Here is a 21,329-nt window from a genome sequence, read left to right as displayed (position 1 = left end):
ACATAACCCGTACCCTGATCAATAATTGAAGAAATTTTGTAAGCAGGGCCAGAATAAACTCTCGAATCATAATGATTAGAAAAATCGGGAGTATTAAAATCGTAAGATGCAAAATTCCTAACATCAGAAGTACCTAAAATATAAGTTCCCAAATTAGAAGCACTCGTTTTTAAGGTTACTGTTTCAAACTGAGTAAATGCTGTTATCGTCATAGCACCATCAGCATCTATCGAAACTCTGGCATCATTTGCTCTCCATGACTCATTATTAAAATTTGCTTGAAATGCAGGCGTATTAGTTTGTATATCCTCTTGACAAGAAGAAAACAGCATTGATAAAGCTAGAAAAGAAATAAATTTTCTCATTTTTTTAAATTGAAATTTGTAAAGTGGAAACAAAAATAACTTTTTTATTGAAACAAATACGCTTTATAATAAAAAATATTTTACACCAATTTACACAATTGTATTACAAAATTTTATATATTTGCACCCTTAAATAACCGAGGTCGAGAACCTCAAATTAATCACAAGATTATGTCAGTAAAAATTAGATTACAAAGACACGGAAAAAAAGGGAAACCTTTTTATTGGGTTGTTGCAGCAGATGCAAGATCAAAAAGAGATGGTAAATTCTTAGAAAAATTAGGAACTTACAATCCAAACACTAACCCTGCAACTATCGATTTAAACATCGAAAAAGCTGCACAATGGTTACACAATGGTGCTCAGCCAACTGACACCGCAAGAGCAATTTTATCTTATACAGGTGCTTTATTAAAACACCACTTAGATGGAGGAGTTCGTAAAGGTGCTTTAACTCAAGAACAAGCTGATGCAAAATTAGCTGCTTGGTTAGAAGAAAAAGCTGGTAAAGTTGAAGCTAAGAAATCAGGTTTATCAAAAGCTGAAGCTGATGCTAAAGCTAAAGCATTAAAAGCTGAACAAGAAGCAAACGCAAAACGTATTGCTGCACAAGCTGAGGCTGCAAAAGCTGCTGAAGCTACAGAAGAAGTTGCTGAAGAAGTAGTTGAAGCTGCTGCTGAAGAAGCTCCTGCTGTTGAAGAAAACAACGAAGAAACTCAAGCATAATTTTACAGCGATTCCATGCGTAAAGAAGATTGTTTCTATTTAGGTAAAATCGCGAAAAAATTTAGTTTCAAAGGGGAAGTATTGGCGTATTTAGACACCGACGAACCCGAATTGTATCAAAATTTGGAATCAGTTTTTGTTGAAATCAACAAAAGTCTGGTTCCATTTTTTATTGAAAGCAGTTCGCTTCACAAAGAAAAATTCTTACGCATTCGATTTGAAGACATTCAAACCGAAGATGAAGCTGACGAAATCATGGGAAGCGAAATTTATCTTCCACTTTCTATGTTACCTAAATTAGAGGGCACTCAGTTTTATTACCATGAAGTAATTGGATTTAATGTAATTGATACCCGTTTAGGAAATATTGGAAAAATTGCCGCTATTAATGACAGTGGTGCTCAACCTCTTTTTGAAATCGATAAAAACGGAACTGAAATTTTAATTCCGCTTATTGATGATTTCATTATTGCACTTGACAGAGCAAATAAAACCATTACTTTAGAAACTCCTGAAGGTTTGGTTGACCTTTATTTACAGTAGTTGACAGTCGCAGTCACAGTTTACAGTTTTTTAAATTGTTTAAATTCAATCCTTAATCATTTTGTTTAAATTCAAAAAATTTTACGTAAATCAAGAGCGTTGTGCTATGAAAATTGGCACTGATGGTGTTTTGCTTGGCGCTTGGACACCATTAATCAACAATCCGTACAATGTTTTGGATATTGGTGCAGGAACTGGAATTTTATCTTTAATGCTAGCCCAAAGAAGCAATGCCGAACAAATTGATGCGATTGAAATTGACGAAGATGCTTACGAACAATGTGTTGAGAATTTTGAAGCTTCACCTTGGGGTGATAAATTATTTTGTTTTCATGCGGGTTTGGATGAATTTGTGGACGAACCTGAAGATGAATACGATTTGATTATTTCCAATCCGCCTTTTTATACCGATGATTATAAATCAGATAATGTTTCGAGAGATTTAGCCCGTTTTGAAGATGCTTTGCCTTTTGAAGAATTAATTGAAGCGGCTGCTTTATTACTTTCGGATAATGGAATTTTCTCTGTAATTATTCCATATAAAGAAGAAGAACGTTTTGTTGCTATGTGTAAAGAATTGGATTTATTTCCATTAAAAATTACTCGTGTAAAAGGCACGCCAACATCGGAAATCAAAAGAAGTTTATTAGCTTTTTGTCGAATGGAACAAACTCCGTTAATTGATGAGTTAGTCATTGAAATTTCCAGACATAATTATACTCCTGAATACATCGAATTAACGAAAGAGTTCTATTTGAAGATGTAGCCCTAGCCCAGATGGCAGCGGCATCTCCCGATAGCTATCGGGAATAAAGCGGACAGCTGGAAAAAGCTTCTTAAAAAATTATAACACTTGTTCGTTGATTTGTTAAAAATCTTTACTTACTTTTGTGACTTTCAAATCAAAAACTATGAGACCAGACTTATTTCAATCTCCAGATTATTATTTATTAGACGAATTATTATCTGACGAACATAAAATGGTGCGTGATGCTGCACGTGCTTGGGTAAAAAAAGAAGTTTCTCCAATTATTGAAGAATACGCACAAAGAGCAGAATTCCCAAAACAAATTGTAAAAGGTTTAGGAGAAATTGGTGGATTTGGTCCGTATATTCCAGTAGAATATGGTGGTGCTGGATTAGATCAAATTTCTTATGGATTAATCATGCAAGAAATTGAAAGAGGAGATTCGGGTGTACGTTCGACTTCTTCTGTTCAGTCTTCATTAGTGATGTATCCAATTTGGAAATACGGAAACGAAGAACAAAGAATGAAATATTTACCAAAATTAGCCACTGGAGAATTCATTGGTTGTTTTGGTTTAACAGAGCCAGATTACGGTTCAAATCCAGGTGGAATGGTAACTAATTTTAAAGATATGGGCGATCATTATCTTTTAAATGGTGCTAAAATGTGGATTTCGAATGCGCCTTTTGCTGACATTGCAATAGTTTGGGCTAAAAACGAAGAAGGAAGAATTCACGGTTTAATCGTAGAAAGAGGAATGGAAGGTTTTTCAACTCCTGAAACCCACAATAAATGGTCGTTAAGAGCTTCAGCCACTGGAGAGCTTATTTTTGACAATGTAAAAGTTCCAAAAGAAAACTTATTACCAAACAAATCTGGATTAGGAGCACCACTAGGATGTTTAGATTCGGCACGTTATGGAATTGCTTGGGGAGCGATTGGAGCAGCAATGGATTGTTATGATACAGCTTTGAGATATTCAAAAGAAAGAATTCAGTTTGACAAACCAATTGGAGCAACTCAATTACAACAAAAGAAATTAGCTGAAATGATTACTGAAATCACAAAAGCACAATTGTTAACTTGGAGATTGGGTGTTTTAAGAAACGAAGAAAAAGCTACTTCAGCTCAAATTTCGATGGCAAAAAGAAACAATGTTGATATGGCGTTAACAATTGCTCGTGATGCACGTCAAATGTTAGGCGGAATGGGAATTACAGGTGAATATTCTATCATGAGACACATGATGAACTTAGAATCTGTAGTGACTTATGAAGGAACGCACGACATTCACTTGTTAATTACAGGTATGGATGTAACTGGTTTCCCTGCTTTCAAGTAATTAAACAATAGATAAAATTGATACAAAATGCTTCTCTTTTTAGGGAAGCATTTTTACATTTGCAGTGTACAGATTCAAAACCAAAAGAAGTTAGAATTTCGTATATAGAAATAAAAAATGCCCTATGAATATTCAAACCATAAACCAATCGATTGAAAATCAGAAAGAACAATTATTAAATCATTCGTTATACAATAAAGTAAAAACGATTGACGATTTACATTGTTTCTTAGAAAACCACATTTATGCGGTTTGGGATTTTATGTCGTTATTAAAAGCTTTGCAAAACAAATTAACTTGTACTACAACGCCTTGGTTACCCATAGGAAATCCAGAGATTCGTTATTTAATTAACGAGATAGTTGTAGCAGAAGAAACCGATTTAACTATTGTTGGAACGCGTCAAAGTCATTTTGAAATGTATTTGGATGCTATGACACAATGTGGTGCTTCGACAACTCAAATTAATGCATTTTTGAAAAATGTGGAAGAAACGAAAAATATTTTTGTATCCATAAAACAAAGTGATTTACATCCGAATGTGAAAGCGTTTTTAGATTTTACATTTAGAGTAATTGAACAAGGAAAACCACATGAAATTGCGGCTGCTTTTACTTTTGGAAGAGAAGATTTAATTCCGAATATGTTTACCGAAATCTTGAGAAACTTTCAGCAAAACTTCCCAGAAACCGATTTATCAAAACTCATTTATTATTTCGAAAGACATATTGAATTAGACGCCGATGAGCACGGACCAATGGCAATGCAAATGATTACTGAACTTTGTGGTGATTCAGAACAAAAATGGAATGAAGTTCAAAAAGTTTCGATTACAGCTTTAGAAAAAAGAATCGGACTTTGGAATGCAATTGAAGAGCAAATGGAACATAAACATGAATTAGTATAAAATGAAAAGCGAGAATTTCTTCTCGCTTTTTTTATTGTTCTGGTGCTATTTCAATTTCCAATCCTTCTAAATCTTCTGTGATTGGAATTTGGCAACCTAATCGTGAATTATCCTTTACGTGATAGGCTTCCCAAAGCATGGCTTCCTCATCTGGATTGCGTTCTAAAGAAACTACATCATTTAAAATATAACACTGACAAGAGGCGCACATAGCCATTCCTCCACAAACACCAACGGTTCCCTCTTCGGCTAATTCATAAGAACGAATTAACTCCATGATGTTCATGTTCATGTCGGTTGGCGCTAACACTTCGTGTTTAACTCCGTTTCTATCGGTTATGAAAATGGTTACGTCTTGTGGCATTATTTGTTTTTTTTCTTTAATTGTTCAATATCAAGTAAATCTTTCAATCTTCCTGTTGCCATTTTGTTTTTCATCAAATCTTCAAAATCGATATAAGGAACTTTAAAGTTTTCTAGATTTAGAAATAAACGATTTTTGAAAGCTTCATTAAAATTTAAACCACTTACTTTCGTTAATATTTCAATTTTTCTGGGTTCTACTCCAATGCTCCAAACATCAAATTTATCACTTTCAAAATCTTCAATTGAAAAAATAGGAGCTCCAAAATCTTTATAAACCAATTGTAATTTGTTGTAATTTTCAACTGTTTGATTAATCCACAAATCCATATCACCCGTACTTCTGCCATAGCCATGCAAAATAACAGCATATCCTCCAACCAATAAATAATCAACACCATGTTTATCTAAAAGTTGTAAAAATTCTAAAAAATCAATATTGAATAAGTTCGGCATGTTTTCTTGAAGAAAATACGGTTCTATCTACTTTCTTATCAGGAGTTGTATCAAAAATAGAATTTATAATATCACAAGCATAATTTAAACGTTCAAGAGGTGTTTTGTCTTTATAAAAAGTCACATGATCATCTGCTTCTTCAAAAGATGATTTACTTACAACGCTCCTGTCCATTCTTATACTTTCCATATTACAAATATAAAAATTTAATCAATCGATTTTACAACTGCTTTTTCAGCTTCTTTTCTGGTACCATCAAAACCATCTACTCCAGAAACAGTAGTATATTTCAATACGTAACGTTTTCCTGGATTGATTCTATTATATACACTTTGACACATTAAAGTGGCTTCGTGGAATCCACATAAAATCAACTTTAATTTTCCTGGATATATGTTAACGTCGCCGATAGCGTAAATTCCGTCGATATTGGTTTGATAATCTAAAGCGTTATTTACTTTGATAGCGTTCTTTTCGATTTCTAATCCCCAGTTGGCAATTGGTCCTAATTTTGGCGTTAATCCAAAAAGCGGAATAAAATAATCACATTCTGCTTTCATTCTGGCTCCATTAACTTCAATATCAACTGCTGTTATTCTCTCACTACCATTAAACCCAACAACTTCAGCTGGTGTAACTAATTTAATTTTTCCAACGTTCTTTAATTCTTGTACTTTTTCAACCGAATCTAAAGCACCACGAAATTCGTTTCTTCTGTGAACTAAAGTCACTGAATTTGCAACATTCGACAAGAAAATGCTCCAATCTAAAGCCGAGTCACCTCCACCAGCGATTACGATATTTTTTCCACGATATTTTTCTGGATCTTTAACGAAGTAATCCACTCCACGGTCTTCTTTTTCGTAGAATTCGATATCTTTTAAAATAGGCTTTCTTGGTTCGAAAGTTCCTAATCCACCTGCAATAGCTACTGCTTTTGCATGATGTTGTGTTCCTTCATTAGTGGTTACAATAAAAGTTCCGTCTTCTAATTTTTCAATAGTTTCAGCGGTTTCACCTAATGTAAATCCAGGTTGAAACTGTTTGATTTGTTCCATTAAATTCGTAACCAAATCACCTGCTAAAACTGAAGGATAACCTGGAATATCGAAGATTGGTTTTTTTGGATATAATTCTGCTAATTGCCCGCCAGGTTGTGGCAAAGCATCAATAATATGACATTTAAGTTGTAAAAGTCCGGCTTCGAAAACGGCAAAAAGTCCCGTAGGACCAGCACCGATTATAAGAATATCTGTTTGAATCATTTTTTTAATTTTGAAAGTAGCAAAGTAACAAACTAGTACAATGTAGAAATATGATTTATGTCATACTATTGCTTTACTAGGCAATATTTTCTACCGTTTCAATTTGAGGGACGTATTTTTTAATCGTGGTTTCTACACCAGCTTTCATGGTGCTGATACTTAAACTACAATTGGTACACGCTCCTTCTAAACGAACTTTAACATGTTTGTCTTCAATAATTTCTACTAATGAGATGTTGCCACCATCCGAATTCAAAAACGGACGAATTTCGTCTAGTGCTTTTTCAACATTCTCTTTTATTTCTAATGTAGTCATATTATTTTCCTTTAACAGCAGAACAACCTGCCATTGTTGTTATTTTGATAGCTTCAGTTGGCGGTAATGTTTCGTTACGATTTACCGTTTCTTGCACTACATTTCTTGTAATATTTTCGAATACACCCTCTAAAACTGAAGCCGTTTGCAATGCTGCTGGGCGACCGTAATCTCCTGCTTCACGAATACTTTGTACTAATGGCACTTCACCTAACAAAGGCACTTGTAAATCTTCTGCTAAGTTTTTAGCTCCTTCTTTCCCAAAGATATAATATTTATTTTCAGGAAGTTCTTCTGGAGTGAAATACGCCATATTTTCGATAATTCCTAAAACAGGAACATTAATCGATTCTGACAGGAACATTGAAACTCCTTTTTTTGCATCGGCCAAAGCCACAGCTTGTGGTGTACTTACTACAACCGCTCCAGTAATCGGCAACGATTGCATAATTGACAAATGAATATCACCTGTTCCTGGTGGTAAATCGATTAGCATGAAATCTAATTCGCCCCAGTTGGCATCAAAAATCATTTGGTTTAATGCTTTGGCAGCCATAGGACCTCTCCAAATCACCGCTTGGTCTGGTTTTGTGAAAAATCCGATAGACAAAATCTCAACTCCGTAACTTGCAACGGGTTGCATTTTTGATTTTCCATCCACCTCAACTGAAATAGGTTTTGAGTTTTCAACATCAAACATAATTGGCATTGAAGGTCCGTAGATATCAGCATCTAAAACTCCAACTTTGAATCCCATTTTAGCTAAAGTTACCGCAAGATTTGCAGTAATCGTAGATTTTCCCACACCACCTTTTCCTGAAGCAACTGCGATAATATTTGAAATCCCAGGAATTTGTTTTCCACGAATTAAATTTGGATTTTCTGGTTTTTCTGGCGCTTCAACTTTGATGTTTACTTTTACTTTGGCTTTTTCGTAAACTTTTTCGTGAATTACTTTTATGATATCAACTTCTGCACGTTTTTTAATATGCAAAGCTGGTGTTGATAAAAGTAAATCCACCACAACCTCATCGCCAAAAGTAATTACATTTTGAACTGCTCCACTTTCTACCATGTTTTTACCTTCACCTGCAACGGAAATAGTTTCTAATGCAGCTAAAATTTCTTTTCTATCTAATTTCATTTTTTAAGATTTTAATAAATCAGTTTTAAACAGTATAACTTACGTTTTTATTCAGACTGATTTTAGATTGCAAAGATAGTAAGAACTTTAGGAGTTTAAAACTTAAAAAGTTTAAAGTTTTTATAATTTGATAGTTAGAATCTATGATTAAATAAAAAAAGCAACCCTTCATAAAAAGATTGCTTTCTTAAACTAATTGAAAAAAAATTATTAATACTGTAAGAATAAATTGAAATTGATATCAACATTGTCATTAACTACCACCATGCCTAATAATTTTTTAGGAGATTTCAATTTAAAATCCTTGATGTTTAACTTCAATTGTCCTTTTACATTATTTGTGTTTGAATTGAAAATTACTGGAACCAAATATTCTCTTTCAACACCAGCGATTTTTACGTTTAATTTTGCGGTTATGTTTTCTTTAATAGTATTGATTTCTTTAACATTGATTACAATATGAGGATAATCCTCTGCTTTAAGTATTGCTTTGAAATCTTTAGTTATCATTTTGTGAGCGCAATCAAAACCTGTACTTCTTATGAAAAGTTTTGCACCTTCTAACACTATTTTGTTATTGTTTCTAGCTATTGAAACCTGCAAATCATTCTCAATAAAATCTGGATTATATTTACATTCAAAGCTATTGACATTTGATTTCCCTTTAATTGTCACTTCACTTTTATTCGTGATTTTAACTTTAGTTACGTTTTTAGAAAAACCAAAACTCAAAAGAATAACAACTGTTATAATACCTATTGTTTTCATAACCTTAAAGTAAAAGCGAAAAGCTGGTTTACTTTTCGCTTTTAAATTTACTATTATTTTCTTAGAAACTAATCACTGCCTCAGCAACGAATCCATTAAATTTACCTCCATCTAAAATATTTCCTGTTGTAAAACCATCATATTTTTGAGTTACATATTCAACTTTTGCTAAGATGTTTTTAGTCATAAACCAACCACCACCAATATTGAATCTTGTAATATCTACATCAACACCTGATACATCTTCAGCAGATACTGAGTTATAACGACCACCGAAGTAGAAGTTTTCAGATTTACCAAATCTGTATAGTAATTCAGCTCCTAATTGTGTAGCACTTCTTCTGTCTGTTTCAGCTAAATTTTTACCGTTAGTTAATTCTAACATTCCAAAGAATTCTAATCCTTTATATTTAACAAATGGGTTAAACATAATAGCCGTTAATTTGTTATTAAAATTTGGATTATAACGTCCTGTTGTAAAAGCATTTGCTCCTGTTGTTGCAGCTCCATTTGTTAAAGGTGGCGCCATTACAAAGTAATATCTTGCTCCAGCTCTATCTCCAGCATATAAATAAGTTCTAGTTGCCCAAGCTGTATTATATAACGATCCTGTAAATCTAACTCTTAAATCAGAATTTATTTGTTTGTCATAACCTAATTTAGCAACAATTGAAGGACTTGGATTTCCATTCACCACATCATCTTTTACATCTTGATTTAATTTAGTATTTGTAGCTCCTAACATTGCTAAAAAACCACCTTTTCTGTAATAAACTTCCGCCCCAACTTCAGTTGTAAATGAATCCATTAAATAATTCCCAACGAATGGATTATATAAGGCCTGCGCGTTATCTGAACGTCTAAAATGCGCATCACCATAATTAATCTCCATATGTCCAAACATAATCGTTACATTTTTCATTAAATCAGATGCTAATCCTTCTTTTATGAAATCTAAATTATCAATTTGGAAATATCCTCCTTTTACATAAGGTTCTGGGTGATGACGAGATGACAAATAAGTTCTTAAGTGCATTCTAAGTCCTTTTGCTAAAGCAACGTCTAAATCTAAGTTAGCAGTAGCTAAGTTGAAATTGTTTGTAATTGGCACTAATGCAGGAGCTCCTGTAGCATTTTCATGATCAATTGCTTGATATTGTAATGTTGAAGCACCACCAACTCTCACTTTTATTCCATCAAAAGTGGAAACAGTATCTTTTGGACTTTCAAAAACATTGATTCCCCTTTTATCAGGTTGTCTGTAATTATCCAAATCTCTATTCTGAGCCTGTATTCCTGTACTTAAGCCTAAGGCTGCAACGACTAACGAAAATTTAATAAATGTTTTCATGATTTTCAAATTTAAATATGTTTGTTTAGTTATAAGTTACTTTAAAATCAACGGTTACGTCTTTACCCGTTTTAATTGTTCCCATTAAAGCTGTTGGTGGTTTTACACTGTAAGTTGTCATGTCAATTTTTGTTTTTCCAGAAACTATTGCTTTTTTACCTACAATTTTAACTGCGAAAGTTTGATTGATTTTTTTGGTTACTCCTGAAATGGTTAAATCTCCTTGAGTTTCTACAGTAAAACTTCCAGCTGACGCTTCGGTAATTTTTGATACATTAGTTACTTTAAAATTAATTGTTTTATGAGTTTTACTATTTAAGGCCTTGTAAGTGTTATTATCCATTCCGCTTTTACCACTTTTTAATTGCTCTACTTCTACTGCAAAATCAAGGTTTTTGATTGATTTTAAATCTCCAGCCTCAATTGCCATTGTAGCTTTTCCACTCATCGCTTTAGCGTCGATTTCCCAATCGTGAAGATTTGAAGTTCCTAGAACTTTTAATTTACTTTCTGCTAAAACCACCTTAGAATCTTGTGCAACTAAAGTGCTAAAATTACAAACTACTATTAAGAGTGTTAGTAATGTTCCAAACTGTGTTTTTAATTTGCTCATAATACCTAAAATTTATTGAATACTATTTGTTCTAATTTTATAGTACAAATTTCAGGCGAAAAAAAAATGTATTACATGACATTTGTCACGTTTGTTACAGAAAGATTGAAGTAAATTATTGGAAATTGTAACTTAATCGTTTGCGTAAAAAGAATAAAGATTATTAAAAATTAGGCTCCCAAAAATGTTTTTCAAAATCAATAATTTGATTTTCCACCACTTTTATTCCTTCATTCTCTAAAAGTTGCTGCATCAGATTTGTGCCTTCAAAATGATGTTTTCCAGAAAGCATTCCAATTCTATTTACAACGCGATGCGCTGGGACATCTTCTAAATTGTGAGAAGCATTCATAGCCCAACCCACCATTCGAGCAGAACGTGCTGCACCAATAGCCTTTGCAATGGCGCCATAGGAGGTTACTTTACCTTCGGGAATTTGGCGAACGATTTCGTAAACGCGTTCAAAAAAGTTATCGCTATTTGATTTTAATTTGCTCAAGAATTAAAAAACATTTTATACAAGGAAGAAATAGCAACAACACCAGTTAAGATGGCTATTAAAAAATTTATATTTTGAACAATGAAAGTTAGTTTGTGTTCAATTTTTTTGAAAAAACGAGCATAAAGATAGAACACGAAATAAGTTCCAGAAGCGGCTGAAAAAGAAAACAATAAGATGGAAACAATATCGTATTGAAATAATTCTTTTGAAGCCATCATCAAAGAAGTTAAAGCGTACCAAGGAATGGCAAACATATTAAAAGAAGACAATGCCATTCCGTAAAAGAAACGATTTCTTTTCTTGTCAATTTTCACTTCAATTTCTTTTTTCTTTTTGGCATTAAATCCCATTATGGCAAAAGCAATGGTTAACGCAATGAAAATAAAAGTTCCAATTTTTTTCAATCCTTCACTAAAAACAGGATTAGCATCTAAAAATTTAGCAAAATAAGTTCCTAAAAAGCTTTGAATAAAAACTACTACTACAGCCCCGAAAGCAAAATTTAAGGCTTGTTTTTGACTTTCTTTGATGCTGATTTTAGCAATCGTCATATTCAACATACCCGGAATAATGATACCGCCTATGGAAATTATCAAACCTAGAAAAATGGCTAAAACAAACGTCATAAATTGATTTTTATCAAAAGTAAGGAAGAATATTGAAATGAATGTAACAAAGATTACTTAATTCGGAACTTAATATAAGTAATAGGTTTGTTAACTTCTAAATATTGACTTTCGTAAAATGTTTGAATTCCAATTACTTCTGCTGGCGCTCCTTCGTTTTTATAAATATTATGATTAGCATAAATTACTTCATGACCTAAACCATGTAACAATCCTAACGTGTAACCGTGCATGAATTCTGAATCTGTTTTTAAATGCATCAATCCGCTTGGTTTTAGGATTTTTTTATAGCGTTCTAAAAACTCGGCATTCGTCATTCTGTGCTTCGTTCTTTTGTATTTGATTTGTGGATCTGGGAAAGTAATCCAAATTTCAGACACTTCATTTTCAGCGAAAATATGATTGATTAACTCGATTTGCGTTCTTACAAAAGCTACGTTATTCATACCCGATTCTACCGCAGTTTTTGCACCACGCCAAAATCTTGCTCCTTTGATATCAATTCCAATGAAGTTTTTTTCAGGAAATCTTTCGGCTAAACCAACAGAATATTCGCCTTTCCCACAACCTAATTCTAATACAATTGGATTATCATTTTTAAAGAATTCACTATTCCATTTACCTCTTAACGGAAATTCATTCCCAACAACTTCTTCTCTTGTTGGTTGAAAAACATTAGTAAACGTTTCGTTTTCTTTAAATCGCTTTAATTTATTTTTACTTCCCACTTCTAATTTATTTTGGGCAAAATTAATCAAATAATTAGCAACACAAATAAACTTTTAATAATGTTTCAATAACCTTAACATTAGATAGGTTATCGTTTTTTGCATAAAACTTTTATTTTGAAATCGCAATTAATAAAAAGTTGCGCAAGCAACACCGACGAAAAAAAAGCGATTCAATATGTGACCGCTAAAAAATATAATCCACACATATGAAAAAACGTAAAGTTGAAGTGGTTGTTATTTCCGATGTTCATCTTGGAACGTATGGTTGCCATGCGAAAGAATTATTGGATTATTTATCTTCGATAAAACCTAAAATTTTAGTTCTAAATGGCGATATTATTGATATTTGGCAATTTAGAAAATCCTATTTCCCATCGAAACACTTAGAAGTAATTAAGAAGATTATTTCGATGAGTACCAAAGGTACAAAAGTGTATTATATCACCGGTAATCACGATGAATTTCTTAGGAAATTTACCGATTTACACATGGGAAACATCAGTTTAATTGATAAACTCGTGTTAGAATTAGATCACAAAAGAGCTTGGATTTTTCACGGAGACGTTTTTGACGCTTCGATTACCCAAGCCAAATGGCTAGCAAAATTAGGCGGTTGGGGTTACGACATATTGATTCTAATCAATAGATTTATCAATTGGGTTTTAGCCCGATTTAACAAAGAACCGTATTCGCTTTCTAAGAAAATTAAAAACAATGTAAAATCTGCTGTTAAATTTATCACTAACTTTGAAAATGTTTGTGTGGAATTGGCGATAGAAAACGACTACGATTATGTAATTTGCGGACATATTCACGAACCTAAAATTGAGTTCATGGAAAATGAAAAAGGAGAAGTTTTCTATTTGAATTCAGGCGATTGGATAGAAAATTTAACCGCACTAGAATACAACAACAAAAAGTGGAAATTATACCAACACGATAGAAATTTTAGTTCGGAGGAAAATGAGTATAATTTTGAAGATGAAAATAAATTAGCCGAACAATTTATTGCGGTTTTGAAAAAGTAATGAAGAAAAAAATACTTATTGCGCCACTCAATTGGGGTTTAGGACATGCCACAAGATGTATTCCTATTATAAAAGCATTGGAAGAAAATGGTTTTGAACCCATTATTGCTTCTGACGGAGTAGCTTTAGCTTTGTTGAAAAAAGAATTCCCAAATCTTTTGAGTATTGAATTGCCTGCCTACAACATTCAATATGCAGAAAAAGGCAAAAACTTTAAGTGGAAATTAGCGCTTCAAATGCCAAAAATGATGTTGGCCATCAAAAAAGAGAAATCAAAAATCAATAAGATTATCGAAAACTATGAAATTGATGGTGTTATTAGCGATAATAGATTGGGCGTTTATTCTTCAAAAGTGCCTTCGGTTTTCATTACACATCAATTGAATGTACTTTCTGGAAAAACTTCTTGGCTGACTACCAAATTGCATTCACGTTACATTTCTAAATTTGATGCTTGTTGGGTTCCCGATGTTGCTGGAGTGGAAAATTTATCAGGTAAATTAGGGCATCCTGAAAAAATAGTTGAGAAAATCAATTACATCGGTCCGTTAAGTCGCATTGAAAAAAAATCATTACCAATTAAATACGACATAATGGTTTTATTATCAGGACCAGAACCACAACGCACTTTATTGGAAAAAAAACTTATCAAAGAATTAGAAAATAGTTCGAAGGAAATTCTTTTTGTAAAAGGAATTGTGGAATCACAACAACAAATTGAAAAAGTAAATTCGATTACCTATTACAATTTCATGAATTCGGAACAGTTAAGTACTGCTTTTAACGAAAGTGAATTTGTGGTTTGTCGTTCGGGTTATACTACGGTTATGGATTTAGCAAAATTGGAGAAAAAAGTGTTTTTTATTCCTACGCCTGGTCAATACGAACAAGAATATTTGGCTAAAAAGTTTAAATCGGAAATTGTGGCTCCAAGTTGCAAGCAAGAAAAATTCAAAGCTTCCAAATTAGAAAAAATTCACTTTTATAAAGGATTTAAGGATTTTTCTGCAAACCCGAATTGGAATGAACTATTTAGTCTTTTCCAAAGTAAATGAAAATTCTGAACCAACACCAATTTGACTTTCCACATAGATTTTTTCATCGTGTCCTTCAATGATATGCTTCACAATGGCTAATCCTAATCCAGAACCTCCTTCGCTTCTTGCACCACTTTTATCTACTCGGTAAAAACGTTCGAATAAACGTGGAATGTTTTGTTTGGCAATTCCTTCACCGTTATCGGTAATTCTTACGATGACTTTATTTTTGGTTAAATCTTCGATTCCAACTTCAGTAGTTCCGCCTTTTTTACCGTATTTAATGGAATTTACAACCAAGTTCGTTACTACTTGTTGGATTTTTTCTTGGTCGGCCATTACCCAAATAGGTTTAGCGTATTTCATATCAAAAGTCAAGGTAATGTTTTTGTTAGCTGCTTTCATTTCGAACAAATCAAACACGTTTTGAATTACCTCAACAATATTAAAACGAGTTACATCTAGATTAATTTCACCAACTTCTAATTTGGTAATCATATCCAAATCTTTCACGATGTAAATCAAGCGTTCTACCCCTTTTTCAGCACGTTCTAAATATTTTTTACGAATGTTTTTATCCTCCATCGCGCCATCAAGAAGTGTAAGCAAATAACCTTGAATCGTAAAAAGAGGCGTTTTTAATTCGTGAGAAACGTTCCCTAAAAATTCTTTTCGGTATTCTTCTCTAATTTTTAAGGTTTCGATTTCTAATTTTTTATCTCGGGCAAACTTTTTTACTTCTCTAGTTAAAGTAGCCATATCAGTAGTTACTGGTTGGCTTATATAGGAAGTAGTTTCTAATAAAGAAACATCATCATATATTTTTTTTACTCTTTTGTAAATAAAATGCTCTACTCTAAATTGAATTAAAAAGAATGTAGCCGCATAAAAAATTAGCGAAAAACCTAAAACAACCAGTAAATTTAATGACTGAACAAAATAATGATATAAAAAAATAGTCGCTAAAAAGAACAAGGTTACATATAACGATGACTTTAAAGCGAACTTATAAGATTTTTTAAATTTTAATTGCATTAAAATTCGATTTTATAGCCAACTCCTTTAATGGTTTTAAAGAAGCTATCTCCAATTTTTTCTCTTAATTTTCTGATGTGAACATCGATGGTTCTTCCACCCACTACTACTTCGTTACCCCAAACTTTGTCTAAAATTTCTTCACGAGTAAACACTTTTCCAGGTTTTGTAGCTAGTAAATAGAACAATTCAAATTCTTTACGAGGCAAGATGATTTCTTCGCCATCTTTAATGATTTTGTATTCTTCTCTGTTAATTTCGATATTTCCTACCGTTAAAGTTGTCGTTGAAGAAACACCTTCTACTCCTTTTAATCTTCTTAATAATGCTTGTACTTTACTAACCAAAACTTTTGGCTTGATGGGTTTTGCAATGTAATCGTCAGCTCCTGCATCAAAACCTGCTACTTGTGAATAATCTTCGGAACGAGCAGTTAAAAAAGTAATAATCGTATCTTGAAGTTCTGGAATTTTTCTAATATTTTCACAAGCTTCCATTCCGTCCATTTCGGGCATCATAACATCCATAATAATTAATTGTGGATGCTCTTTTTTTGCTTTCGCGATAGCTTCTTTTCCGTTTGAAGCCGTTATAATTTGATAGCCTTCTTGAGAAAGATTATATCCTACAATTTCTAGGATATCTTGCTCATCATCAACCAATAAGATCTTAATGTCTTTTTTCTTCATTACAAAAATTGTTATGTTTTGGTTTGTAAAGGTAAAGATAAAATAAAATGTTCAAAGGAGTTTACAATTATTTAATCTATTAACAATTCGATAACGCATTGGCAACTAATTCATAACAGGCAAGTAACTTTACTATAACACTTCCGCAGTTCCTTTGCACAAAATTAATAACACAACATGAAACTACGTTTTTTATTATTGTCATTATTCTTTGCAGCTACAATGTTTGCACAAAATGGAACTGTAACCGGAACTATTTTAGACAAAGAATTTAACAACGAACCTTTACCTTTTGCTAATATAGTAATTAAAGGTACAAAACAAGGAACTTCTACAGATGAAAATGGTAAATATTCCATTTCTTTAAAACCAGGAAATTACACTTTAGTAATTGGATATTTAGGATATGAAACCAAAGAAATTCCATTTACAATTAAAGCAAATGAGAAAAAAGTAATCAATCACACTTTAGAAGCTAGTGGAGTTCAATTAGCTGATGTTGAAATTGTACAGACTGTTTCTAAAGAAAAAGAAAGTGCTTTGCTTCAAGAACAATTAAAAGCTGTTGAAATTAAACAGAGTATTGGAGCACAAGAAATGTCTAGAAAAGGAATTAGCAATGTTGAAACAGGTTTAACTAAAGTAACTGGAATCACCAAAGTAGAATCAAGAGGTCTTTTTATTAGAGGTTTAGAAGATCGTTACAATAATTTATTGATTAACAACTTAGCTGTTCCTTCAAACAGTCCATTTAAAAAGATTATTCCTTTAGATTTATTCCCTACTGATATTGTAGGTTACATGGATATCTTTAAAACATTTAATCCAAATGTTTATGGAGATTTTGCTGGAGCAACTATCGATATCAACACAACACAACCAACAGAAAGCTTCACTAAAATTAGTTATGGTGTTGGATATGTTTCTAACAACAATATGCGTGATTTCTTAATTTCGCCTGATGCAGACAACACTAAAAGTTTCTTTGGTTTTGGGGGACAAGAAAGAGAATTGCCTTCTGGTTTTGGATCTACTCCAAACGGACAAATTGACAATAACTTTGAATCTACTTGGAATGTAAAGAAAATTGGAGCGCCTCTTAATACAAGTTTTGGAGTTACACATGCTAACAAATTTGATGTAGGAAACAAGCCATACAAAATGTATTATTTTATTTCTGCAAATTTTGATAATAAATATCAGTTTAGAGAAGGAATTCAAAGAACATTCCAAACAGGACAAGGTATTTACGATAATAATTTTAGAACATCGCAATACAAATTTGGAACTCAAGCATCTGCTTTATTTTCATTGAACTTTAAATCAGACAGATTAAAGATAACTACGAATTCTTTATTCATAAAAGCTACTCAAAACGAAATACAAGATCAAATAGGTTATACGAGAAATAATGTTCAAAATCCAAATGAAATTATCCGTTTAAATCAATATGATGAATCAAATTATTTTACAAATCAAATTCAATCAGAATATAAGATTACTAAAGATGGGAAACATCTTGTAAAAGGAGGTTTATCGTATACGAGAACAAAATTCACCCAACCAGATAGAAAATTTATCAATGGAACAAAAGTAAGTGAAGATGATATCGAAGTTCGTTTTGGAAGTAACAACTTGATTCGCCAATTTTTAGATGTTGAAAACAACTTTCACATGTCGGGTTTAATGGAATACAACTATAAATTTGGTAAAAACGAAGACAAACAAAATAAAATTGCTTTAGGATACAATGGCTATGCAGAATACATGAAAACATCATATAGATTCATTGCGGGATTACCAAATGATGCTAGTTTACCTGCAAGTATTGTAAATTTAAACAATATTGACTCGTTTATTCAAACTGCAATTGCTAATAACGATATTTCTTTTAGAGAAGAAACAGGTGGTGAATATAAAACCAAAATATTTAGCAGAGTAGATGGTTTCTACGGAAATATTACTTACAACATTACACCTAAATTAGAATTAAACGCAGGGGTAAGAGCTGAAAACACTATAAGAGATTTAAAATACAGAACGATTAGTGACCCTATTGGAAGTACATATAGAAAAATTGAAACTAGTGAATTGGATATTTTGCCATCATTAAACTTAAAATATGCTGTAAGCGAAAGCAAAAACATACGTTTTGCGGCTAGTAGAACAATTACTCGTCCTGTTTTATTTGAATCTTTACCTATTACATACATCAATGCTGATGGTACATCTGAAAAAGGAAATGCATTGTTAGTTAATAGTACAAACAATAATGTAGATTTAAAATTTGAAGTTTTCCCAACAAAAGACGAACTATTTGCTGTAACTGCTTTTGGAAAATATATCGAAAATCCAATTGAACGTTCATTTGACAACTTTGGTGGTGGTAGTGGTCAACAAGTATCATATTACAACAACAAGTCGGCAACCCTTTTTGGATTAGAGTTTGAAAGCATAATTCAATTAAGTAGATTAAGCGATAATTTAAAAGGAGCTTCATTTGGATTCAACACTTCTATCATGCATACAGAAGCTACAGCAGAAAAAGATCGTTCTAGCCAAAATGGAACTTATTTTGATACTTTCGACAAACGTCAATTACAAGGAGCGTCTAACTGGTTAGTAAATGCCGATTTAAAATATGATTTTAAATTTTCTGAAAAATGGACTAACACAGCTACTTTCGTATATGGTGTTTATGGAGAAAGAATTTATGCTGTAGGTATAGCAGGCTTAGATCATGTTTACGAAAAACCATTTCATAAGTTAGACTTTATTTGGAGTCAGAACATTAACAAGGCATGGGATGTGAAATTATCAGTCGATAATATTTTAAACCCAAATTACGAAAGAATAATGGGTGATGAAAGTCAAATACCTGTAAATGAGAACTCTTTAACGGTTCAAAGTTTCAAACGTGGAACTGGATTCTCACTTGGAGCATCTTATAAATTCTAACACAAGAGCAGCGCAAGCTGCTCTTGTTGTTTACACAAAAGCAACATTGCTTTTACTTTTTTTTGATAGTATCATAATTATTAAATAATACAAGCGAAACATTCAGAAAACAAACCAAGTGTAAGTTTGTATCAAATATTAAAAACAACAAAAACTAAATTTATTATGAAAAAATTTGCTTTATGCTTATCAATTTTAGCAACGATATTTACTAGTTGTTCAACTAGTGATGATGAAGGTACTGTTCAACCAGTAGAAGGAGAAATTACAGGTTCTGCAACAACAAACAGAACATTTGCTTTTGGAAATTATACTTTAAACGGAATTTACACAATTGAAAACGGTGTAACGGTAACTTTTGATGCTGGTTCTACAATTACAGCAAACGGTGCAAATGGTGTTGACGCTATTTTAGTAAAAAATGGTGGTAAATTAATCATGAACGGTACGGCATCTCAACCAATTGTATTAACAGAATCTACTTCAACTCCTGGTTCATGGGGTGGAATTATCATGTATGGTGATGCTCCTATTAATGGTGCTGGTGGAACTTCAACAAAAACATCAGAAGACGGATTAAACTTAACGTATGGCGGAACAAACGCAACACACAATGGTGGAACATTACGTTATGTTAGAGTAGAATTTGCCGGTAAAAAAATTACTGATGGAACAAGTGAAATGAATGGTTTTTCATTTTATTCTGTTGGTTCAGGAACTATTTTAGAAAACTTAGTTTCTTATAAAGGTGCTGATGATGGATTCGAATTTTATGGTGGAACTGTAAGTGCATCTAACTTAATTTCTTACGGAAACTATGATGATTCATTTGACTGGCAAGACGGTTGGAAAGGACAAAACAATTCAAATTGGTATGCTTACCAAACTGGAACTGGAAACTTCGGAATGGAAATTGAAGCTTCAAATAACAACAACGCTTTTTACCCAGTTATTGCAAACATTACATTAAAAAGAGCAGCTGGAACAAACACTGAAGGAGGTTCTTCAGCAGCTGAATATGATGCTATCCAATTCAAAAAACAAGGAAATGGTGATTTTACAAACATTGTAATTTCAGGCTACACAACTTCAGGATCTACTGCTGTTAGAATTCAAGATGCAGCAACAAACACTGACCAAGTTAATACAAGCAAAATTAAACTAACTACTGTAAAAATTAATGACGGAACTTCTCAGTATGCTGGAGCAGGGACTGTAAGTGTATCTTTCCCAGTTGGACAATATACTACAAGTGATGTTGCTACAGGAGCGAGTATTACAAATGGCGTTTGGTCAACTGTCGCTGGTACTACATTATTACAATAATATTTCTCATAAAACTTTAAAATCCCTCTTCGTGAGGGATTTTTTATTTGGCATTGTATTTGTAATTAAAAAATAGTTATCTTTACACTCAATATTAGTTTCGCATGAAAAAAAAATACTTTTATACTATTTTTCTTCTAACATTTTTGTTTTCTTTTAGCCTTCAGGCACAAGAGAACAAATCTGCTATTGCAACTAAAACTCAAGAACCTACAATTGAGGGCTTAGCCATTTACCCAAATCCCGTAAACTCTGGAAAAATTTACATTACTACCAAATCGTCATTAGACAAAAAGGTAGAAATTTTTAACGTACTTGGAAAAAAAGTACTGGAGACGGTTATTACTTCAAAAGAAGTAAATGTTAGTACTTTATCTCCAGGAGTTTATTTTATTAAAATAAAAGAAGGTGAAGCATCTGCAACCAGAAAACTAATTATCAATTAGTTAATTAATTTGCACTGCTTAAAATTAATTATAAGTTAACACC

25 protein-coding genes are annotated in these 21,329 nt (G+C 32.5%); 10 read left to right on the top strand and 15 right to left on the bottom strand.

The features are described from left to right. A partial coding sequence (locus B4I81_RS11665; RefSeq protein ID WP_291110826.1) for a DUF6252 family protein occupies positions 1–398 on the bottom strand: 398 nt, incomplete at its 3' end. Between the two features lie 138 nt (positions 399–536). On the opposite strand from B4I81_RS11665, the gene B4I81_RS11660 reads away from it, so the two are divergent. The 5 genes from B4I81_RS11660 to B4I81_RS11640 all read left to right on the top strand — a co-directional run bounded on the left by B4I81_RS11660 (position 537) and on the right by B4I81_RS11640 (position 4,631). Next, positions 537–1,091, top strand: coding sequence for a 30S ribosomal protein S16 (locus B4I81_RS11660; protein WP_291110824.1), 555 nt, complete (start codon positions 537–539; stop codon positions 1,089–1,091). A gap of 15 nt (positions 1,092–1,106) precedes the next feature. Beyond that, entirely contained in the window at positions 1,107–1,634 is a 528-nt protein-coding gene (gene rimM, locus B4I81_RS11655; protein ID WP_291110822.1) for a ribosome maturation factor RimM, read from the top strand. 61 nt (positions 1,635–1,695) lie between these two features. Continuing rightward, positions 1,696–2,400, top strand: coding sequence for a tRNA1(Val) (adenine(37)-N6)-methyltransferase (locus tag B4I81_RS11650; protein ID WP_291110820.1), 705 nt, complete (start codon positions 1,696–1,698; stop codon positions 2,398–2,400). Positions 2,401–2,545: 145 nt separating this feature from the next. Beyond that, positions 2,546–3,724, top strand: a complete 1,179-nt coding sequence (locus B4I81_RS11645) for an acyl-CoA dehydrogenase family protein (protein WP_291110818.1) — start codon at positions 2,546–2,548, stop codon at positions 3,722–3,724. 124 nt (positions 3,725–3,848) lie between these two features. Next, the gene (locus B4I81_RS11640; RefSeq protein ID WP_291110817.1) at positions 3,849–4,631 is read left to right on the top strand and encodes a DUF3050 domain-containing protein; all 783 of its coding nucleotides are present in this window, start codon (positions 3,849–3,851) and stop codon (positions 4,629–4,631) included. 31 nt (positions 4,632–4,662) lie between these two features. On the opposite strand, the gene B4I81_RS11635 is transcribed toward B4I81_RS11640, so the two are convergent. The 12 genes from B4I81_RS11635 to trmB form a co-directional block, all read right to left on the bottom strand. Next, positions 4,663–4,995, bottom strand: a complete 333-nt coding sequence (locus tag B4I81_RS11635) for a 2Fe-2S iron-sulfur cluster-binding protein (protein WP_026724435.1) — start codon at positions 4,993–4,995, stop codon at positions 4,663–4,665. After that, a complete protein-coding gene (locus B4I81_RS11630) occupies positions 4,995–5,450 on the bottom strand; it encodes a DUF6036 family nucleotidyltransferase (protein ID WP_291110814.1) in 456 nt (151 codons plus the stop codon). Before B4I81_RS11630 ends, B4I81_RS11635 begins: the two co-directional genes overlap by 1 nt. Next, the gene (locus B4I81_RS11625) at positions 5,428–5,640 is read right to left on the bottom strand and encodes a hypothetical protein (protein WP_291110813.1); all 213 of its coding nucleotides are present in this window, start codon (positions 5,638–5,640) and stop codon (positions 5,428–5,430) included. The genes B4I81_RS11630 and B4I81_RS11625 overlap by 23 nt, the downstream gene beginning before the upstream one ends. Before the next feature lie 17 nt (positions 5,641–5,657). Further along, entirely contained in the window at positions 5,658–6,716 is a 1,059-nt protein-coding gene (locus B4I81_RS11620; RefSeq protein WP_291110811.1) for an NAD(P)/FAD-dependent oxidoreductase, read from the bottom strand. A gap of 76 nt (positions 6,717–6,792) precedes the next feature. Beyond that, positions 6,793–7,032 carry a NifU family protein gene (locus B4I81_RS11615; RefSeq protein ID WP_026724438.1) on the bottom strand — a complete coding sequence of 80 codons (240 nt, stop codon included), beginning with the start codon at positions 7,030–7,032 and terminating at the stop codon, positions 6,793–6,795. A 1-nt stretch (position 7,033) separates the two neighbouring features. Continuing rightward, entirely contained in the window at positions 7,034–8,176 is a 1,143-nt protein-coding gene (locus tag B4I81_RS11610) for an Mrp/NBP35 family ATP-binding protein (RefSeq protein ID WP_291110809.1), read from the bottom strand. A 210-nt stretch (positions 8,177–8,386) separates the two neighbouring features. After that, a complete protein-coding gene (locus B4I81_RS11605; protein ID WP_291110807.1) occupies positions 8,387–8,944 on the bottom strand; it encodes a YceI family protein in 558 nt (185 codons plus the stop codon). 61 nt (positions 8,945–9,005) lie between these two features. Continuing rightward, complete coding sequence (locus B4I81_RS11600) at positions 9,006–10,295, bottom strand: hypothetical protein (RefSeq protein WP_291110805.1); 1,290 nt, start codon at positions 10,293–10,295, stop codon at positions 9,006–9,008. A gap of 25 nt (positions 10,296–10,320) precedes the next feature. After that, a complete protein-coding gene (locus tag B4I81_RS11595; RefSeq protein WP_291110803.1) occupies positions 10,321–10,908 on the bottom strand; it encodes a YceI family protein in 588 nt (195 codons plus the stop codon). A gap of 163 nt (positions 10,909–11,071) precedes the next feature. Next, the gene (locus tag B4I81_RS11590; RefSeq protein ID WP_291110802.1) at positions 11,072–11,407 is read right to left on the bottom strand and encodes an MGMT family protein; all 336 of its coding nucleotides are present in this window, start codon (positions 11,405–11,407) and stop codon (positions 11,072–11,074) included. Further along, complete coding sequence (locus tag B4I81_RS11585; RefSeq protein ID WP_291110800.1) at positions 11,404–12,036, bottom strand: LysE family transporter; 633 nt, start codon at positions 12,034–12,036, stop codon at positions 11,404–11,406. The genes B4I81_RS11590 and B4I81_RS11585 overlap by 4 nt, the downstream gene beginning before the upstream one ends. Before the next feature lie 53 nt (positions 12,037–12,089). Further along, on the bottom strand, positions 12,090–12,764 hold the full coding sequence (gene trmB / locus B4I81_RS11580; RefSeq protein ID WP_291110798.1) for a tRNA (guanosine(46)-N7)-methyltransferase TrmB: 675 nt from the start codon (positions 12,762–12,764) through the stop codon (positions 12,090–12,092). Between the two features lie 209 nt (positions 12,765–12,973). Here trmB and B4I81_RS11575 point away from each other — a divergent pair, with 209 nt between their 5' ends. Together B4I81_RS11575 and B4I81_RS11570 are read left to right on the top strand one after the other, a co-directional pair. Next, positions 12,974–13,795 carry a UDP-2,3-diacylglucosamine diphosphatase gene (locus tag B4I81_RS11575; protein ID WP_291110796.1) on the top strand — a complete coding sequence of 274 codons (822 nt, stop codon included), beginning with the start codon at positions 12,974–12,976 and terminating at the stop codon, positions 13,793–13,795. After that, positions 13,795–14,850 carry a glycosyltransferase gene (locus B4I81_RS11570; RefSeq protein ID WP_291110794.1) on the top strand — a complete coding sequence of 352 codons (1,056 nt, stop codon included), beginning with the start codon at positions 13,795–13,797 and terminating at the stop codon, positions 14,848–14,850. The genes B4I81_RS11575 and B4I81_RS11570 overlap by 1 nt, the downstream gene beginning before the upstream one ends. Here B4I81_RS11570 and B4I81_RS11565 read toward each other — a convergent pair. Together B4I81_RS11565 and B4I81_RS11560 are read right to left on the bottom strand one after the other, a co-directional pair. Continuing rightward, positions 14,824–15,867, bottom strand: coding sequence for a sensor histidine kinase (locus B4I81_RS11565; protein WP_291110792.1), 1,044 nt, complete (start codon positions 15,865–15,867; stop codon positions 14,824–14,826). The two genes, B4I81_RS11570 and B4I81_RS11565, sit on opposite strands and share 27 nt — an antisense overlap. Then, entirely contained in the window at positions 15,867–16,556 is a 690-nt protein-coding gene (locus B4I81_RS11560) for a response regulator transcription factor (protein ID WP_111566246.1), read from the bottom strand. Before B4I81_RS11560 ends, B4I81_RS11565 begins: the two co-directional genes overlap by 1 nt. A gap of 177 nt (positions 16,557–16,733) precedes the next feature. Between B4I81_RS11560 and B4I81_RS11555 the strand changes: the two genes are divergently transcribed. The 3 genes from B4I81_RS11555 to B4I81_RS11545 all read left to right on the top strand — a co-directional run bounded on the left by B4I81_RS11555 (position 16,734) and on the right by B4I81_RS11545 (position 21,286). Next, a complete protein-coding gene (locus B4I81_RS11555) occupies positions 16,734–19,514 on the top strand; it encodes a TonB-dependent receptor (RefSeq protein WP_291110790.1) in 2,781 nt (926 codons plus the stop codon). A gap of 165 nt (positions 19,515–19,679) precedes the next feature. Beyond that, positions 19,680–20,840 carry a hypothetical protein gene (locus B4I81_RS11550; RefSeq protein WP_291110788.1) on the top strand — a complete coding sequence of 387 codons (1,161 nt, stop codon included), beginning with the start codon at positions 19,680–19,682 and terminating at the stop codon, positions 20,838–20,840. A gap of 104 nt (positions 20,841–20,944) precedes the next feature. Continuing rightward, on the top strand, positions 20,945–21,286 hold the full coding sequence (locus tag B4I81_RS11545) for a T9SS type A sorting domain-containing protein (protein WP_291110786.1): 342 nt from the start codon (positions 20,945–20,947) through the stop codon (positions 21,284–21,286). Positions 21,287–21,329: the final 43 nt, after the last annotated feature.

Origin of the sequence: Flavobacterium sp. UBA6195 (genome assembly GCF_002422095.1) — a bacterium.
Lineage (GTDB): Bacteria > Bacteroidota > Bacteroidia > Flavobacteriales > Flavobacteriaceae > Flavobacterium.
Note: the sequence above shows the minus strand (reverse complement) of the source record. Positions and strands in the feature narration are given on the sequence as shown.

What these genes read in the sequence shown, in the direction of transcription:
- B4I81_RS11660 (WP_291110824.1), top strand. Translation starts at nt 537, where the DNA reads ATGTCAGTAAAAATTAGATTACAAAGACACGGAAAAAAAGGGAAACCT.
- rimM (WP_291110822.1), top strand. Translation starts at nt 1,107, where the DNA reads ATGCGTAAAGAAGATTGTTTCTATTTAGGTAAAATCGCGAAAAAATTT.
- B4I81_RS11645 (WP_291110818.1), top strand. Translation starts at nt 2,546, where the DNA reads ATGAGACCAGACTTATTTCAATCTCCAGATTATTATTTATTAGACGAA.
- B4I81_RS11640 (WP_291110817.1), top strand. Translation starts at nt 3,849, where the DNA reads ATGAATATTCAAACCATAAACCAATCGATTGAAAATCAGAAAGAACAA.
- B4I81_RS11635 (WP_026724435.1), bottom strand. Translation starts at nt 4,995, where the DNA reads ATGCCACAAGACGTAACCATTTTCATAACCGATAGAAACGGAGTTAAA.
- B4I81_RS11630 (WP_291110814.1), bottom strand. Translation starts at nt 5,450, where the DNA reads ATGCCGAACTTATTCAATATTGATTTTTTAGAATTTTTACAACTTTTA.
- B4I81_RS11625 (WP_291110813.1), bottom strand. Translation starts at nt 5,640, where the DNA reads ATGGAAAGTATAAGAATGGACAGGAGCGTTGTAAGTAAATCATCTTTT.
- B4I81_RS11620 (WP_291110811.1), bottom strand. Translation starts at nt 6,716, where the DNA reads ATGATTCAAACAGATATTCTTATAATCGGTGCTGGTCCTACGGGACTT.
- B4I81_RS11615 (WP_026724438.1), bottom strand. Translation starts at nt 7,032, where the DNA reads ATGACTACATTAGAAATAAAAGAGAATGTTGAAAAAGCACTAGACGAA.
- B4I81_RS11610 (WP_291110809.1), bottom strand. Translation starts at nt 8,176, where the DNA reads ATGAAATTAGATAGAAAAGAAATTTTAGCTGCATTAGAAACTATTTCC.
- B4I81_RS11605 (WP_291110807.1), bottom strand. Translation starts at nt 8,944, where the DNA reads ATGAAAACAATAGGTATTATAACAGTTGTTATTCTTTTGAGTTTTGGT.
- B4I81_RS11600 (WP_291110805.1), bottom strand. Translation starts at nt 10,295, where the DNA reads ATGAAAACATTTATTAAATTTTCGTTAGTCGTTGCAGCCTTAGGCTTA.
- B4I81_RS11595 (WP_291110803.1), bottom strand. Translation starts at nt 10,908, where the DNA reads ATGAGCAAATTAAAAACACAGTTTGGAACATTACTAACACTCTTAATA.
- B4I81_RS11585 (WP_291110800.1), bottom strand. Translation starts at nt 12,036, where the DNA reads ATGACGTTTGTTTTAGCCATTTTTCTAGGTTTGATAATTTCCATAGGC.
- B4I81_RS11575 (WP_291110796.1), top strand. Translation starts at nt 12,974, where the DNA reads ATGAAAAAACGTAAAGTTGAAGTGGTTGTTATTTCCGATGTTCATCTT.
- B4I81_RS11570 (WP_291110794.1), top strand. Translation starts at nt 13,795, where the DNA reads ATGAAGAAAAAAATACTTATTGCGCCACTCAATTGGGGTTTAGGACAT.
- B4I81_RS11565 (WP_291110792.1), bottom strand. Translation starts at nt 15,867, where the DNA reads ATGCAATTAAAATTTAAAAAATCTTATAAGTTCGCTTTAAAGTCATCG.
- B4I81_RS11560 (WP_111566246.1), bottom strand. Translation starts at nt 16,556, where the DNA reads ATGAAGAAAAAAGACATTAAGATCTTATTGGTTGATGATGAGCAAGAT.
- B4I81_RS11555 (WP_291110790.1), top strand. Translation starts at nt 16,734, where the DNA reads ATGAAACTACGTTTTTTATTATTGTCATTATTCTTTGCAGCTACAATG.
- B4I81_RS11550 (WP_291110788.1), top strand. Translation starts at nt 19,680, where the DNA reads ATGAAAAAATTTGCTTTATGCTTATCAATTTTAGCAACGATATTTACT.
- B4I81_RS11545 (WP_291110786.1), top strand. Translation starts at nt 20,945, where the DNA reads ATGAAAAAAAAATACTTTTATACTATTTTTCTTCTAACATTTTTGTTT.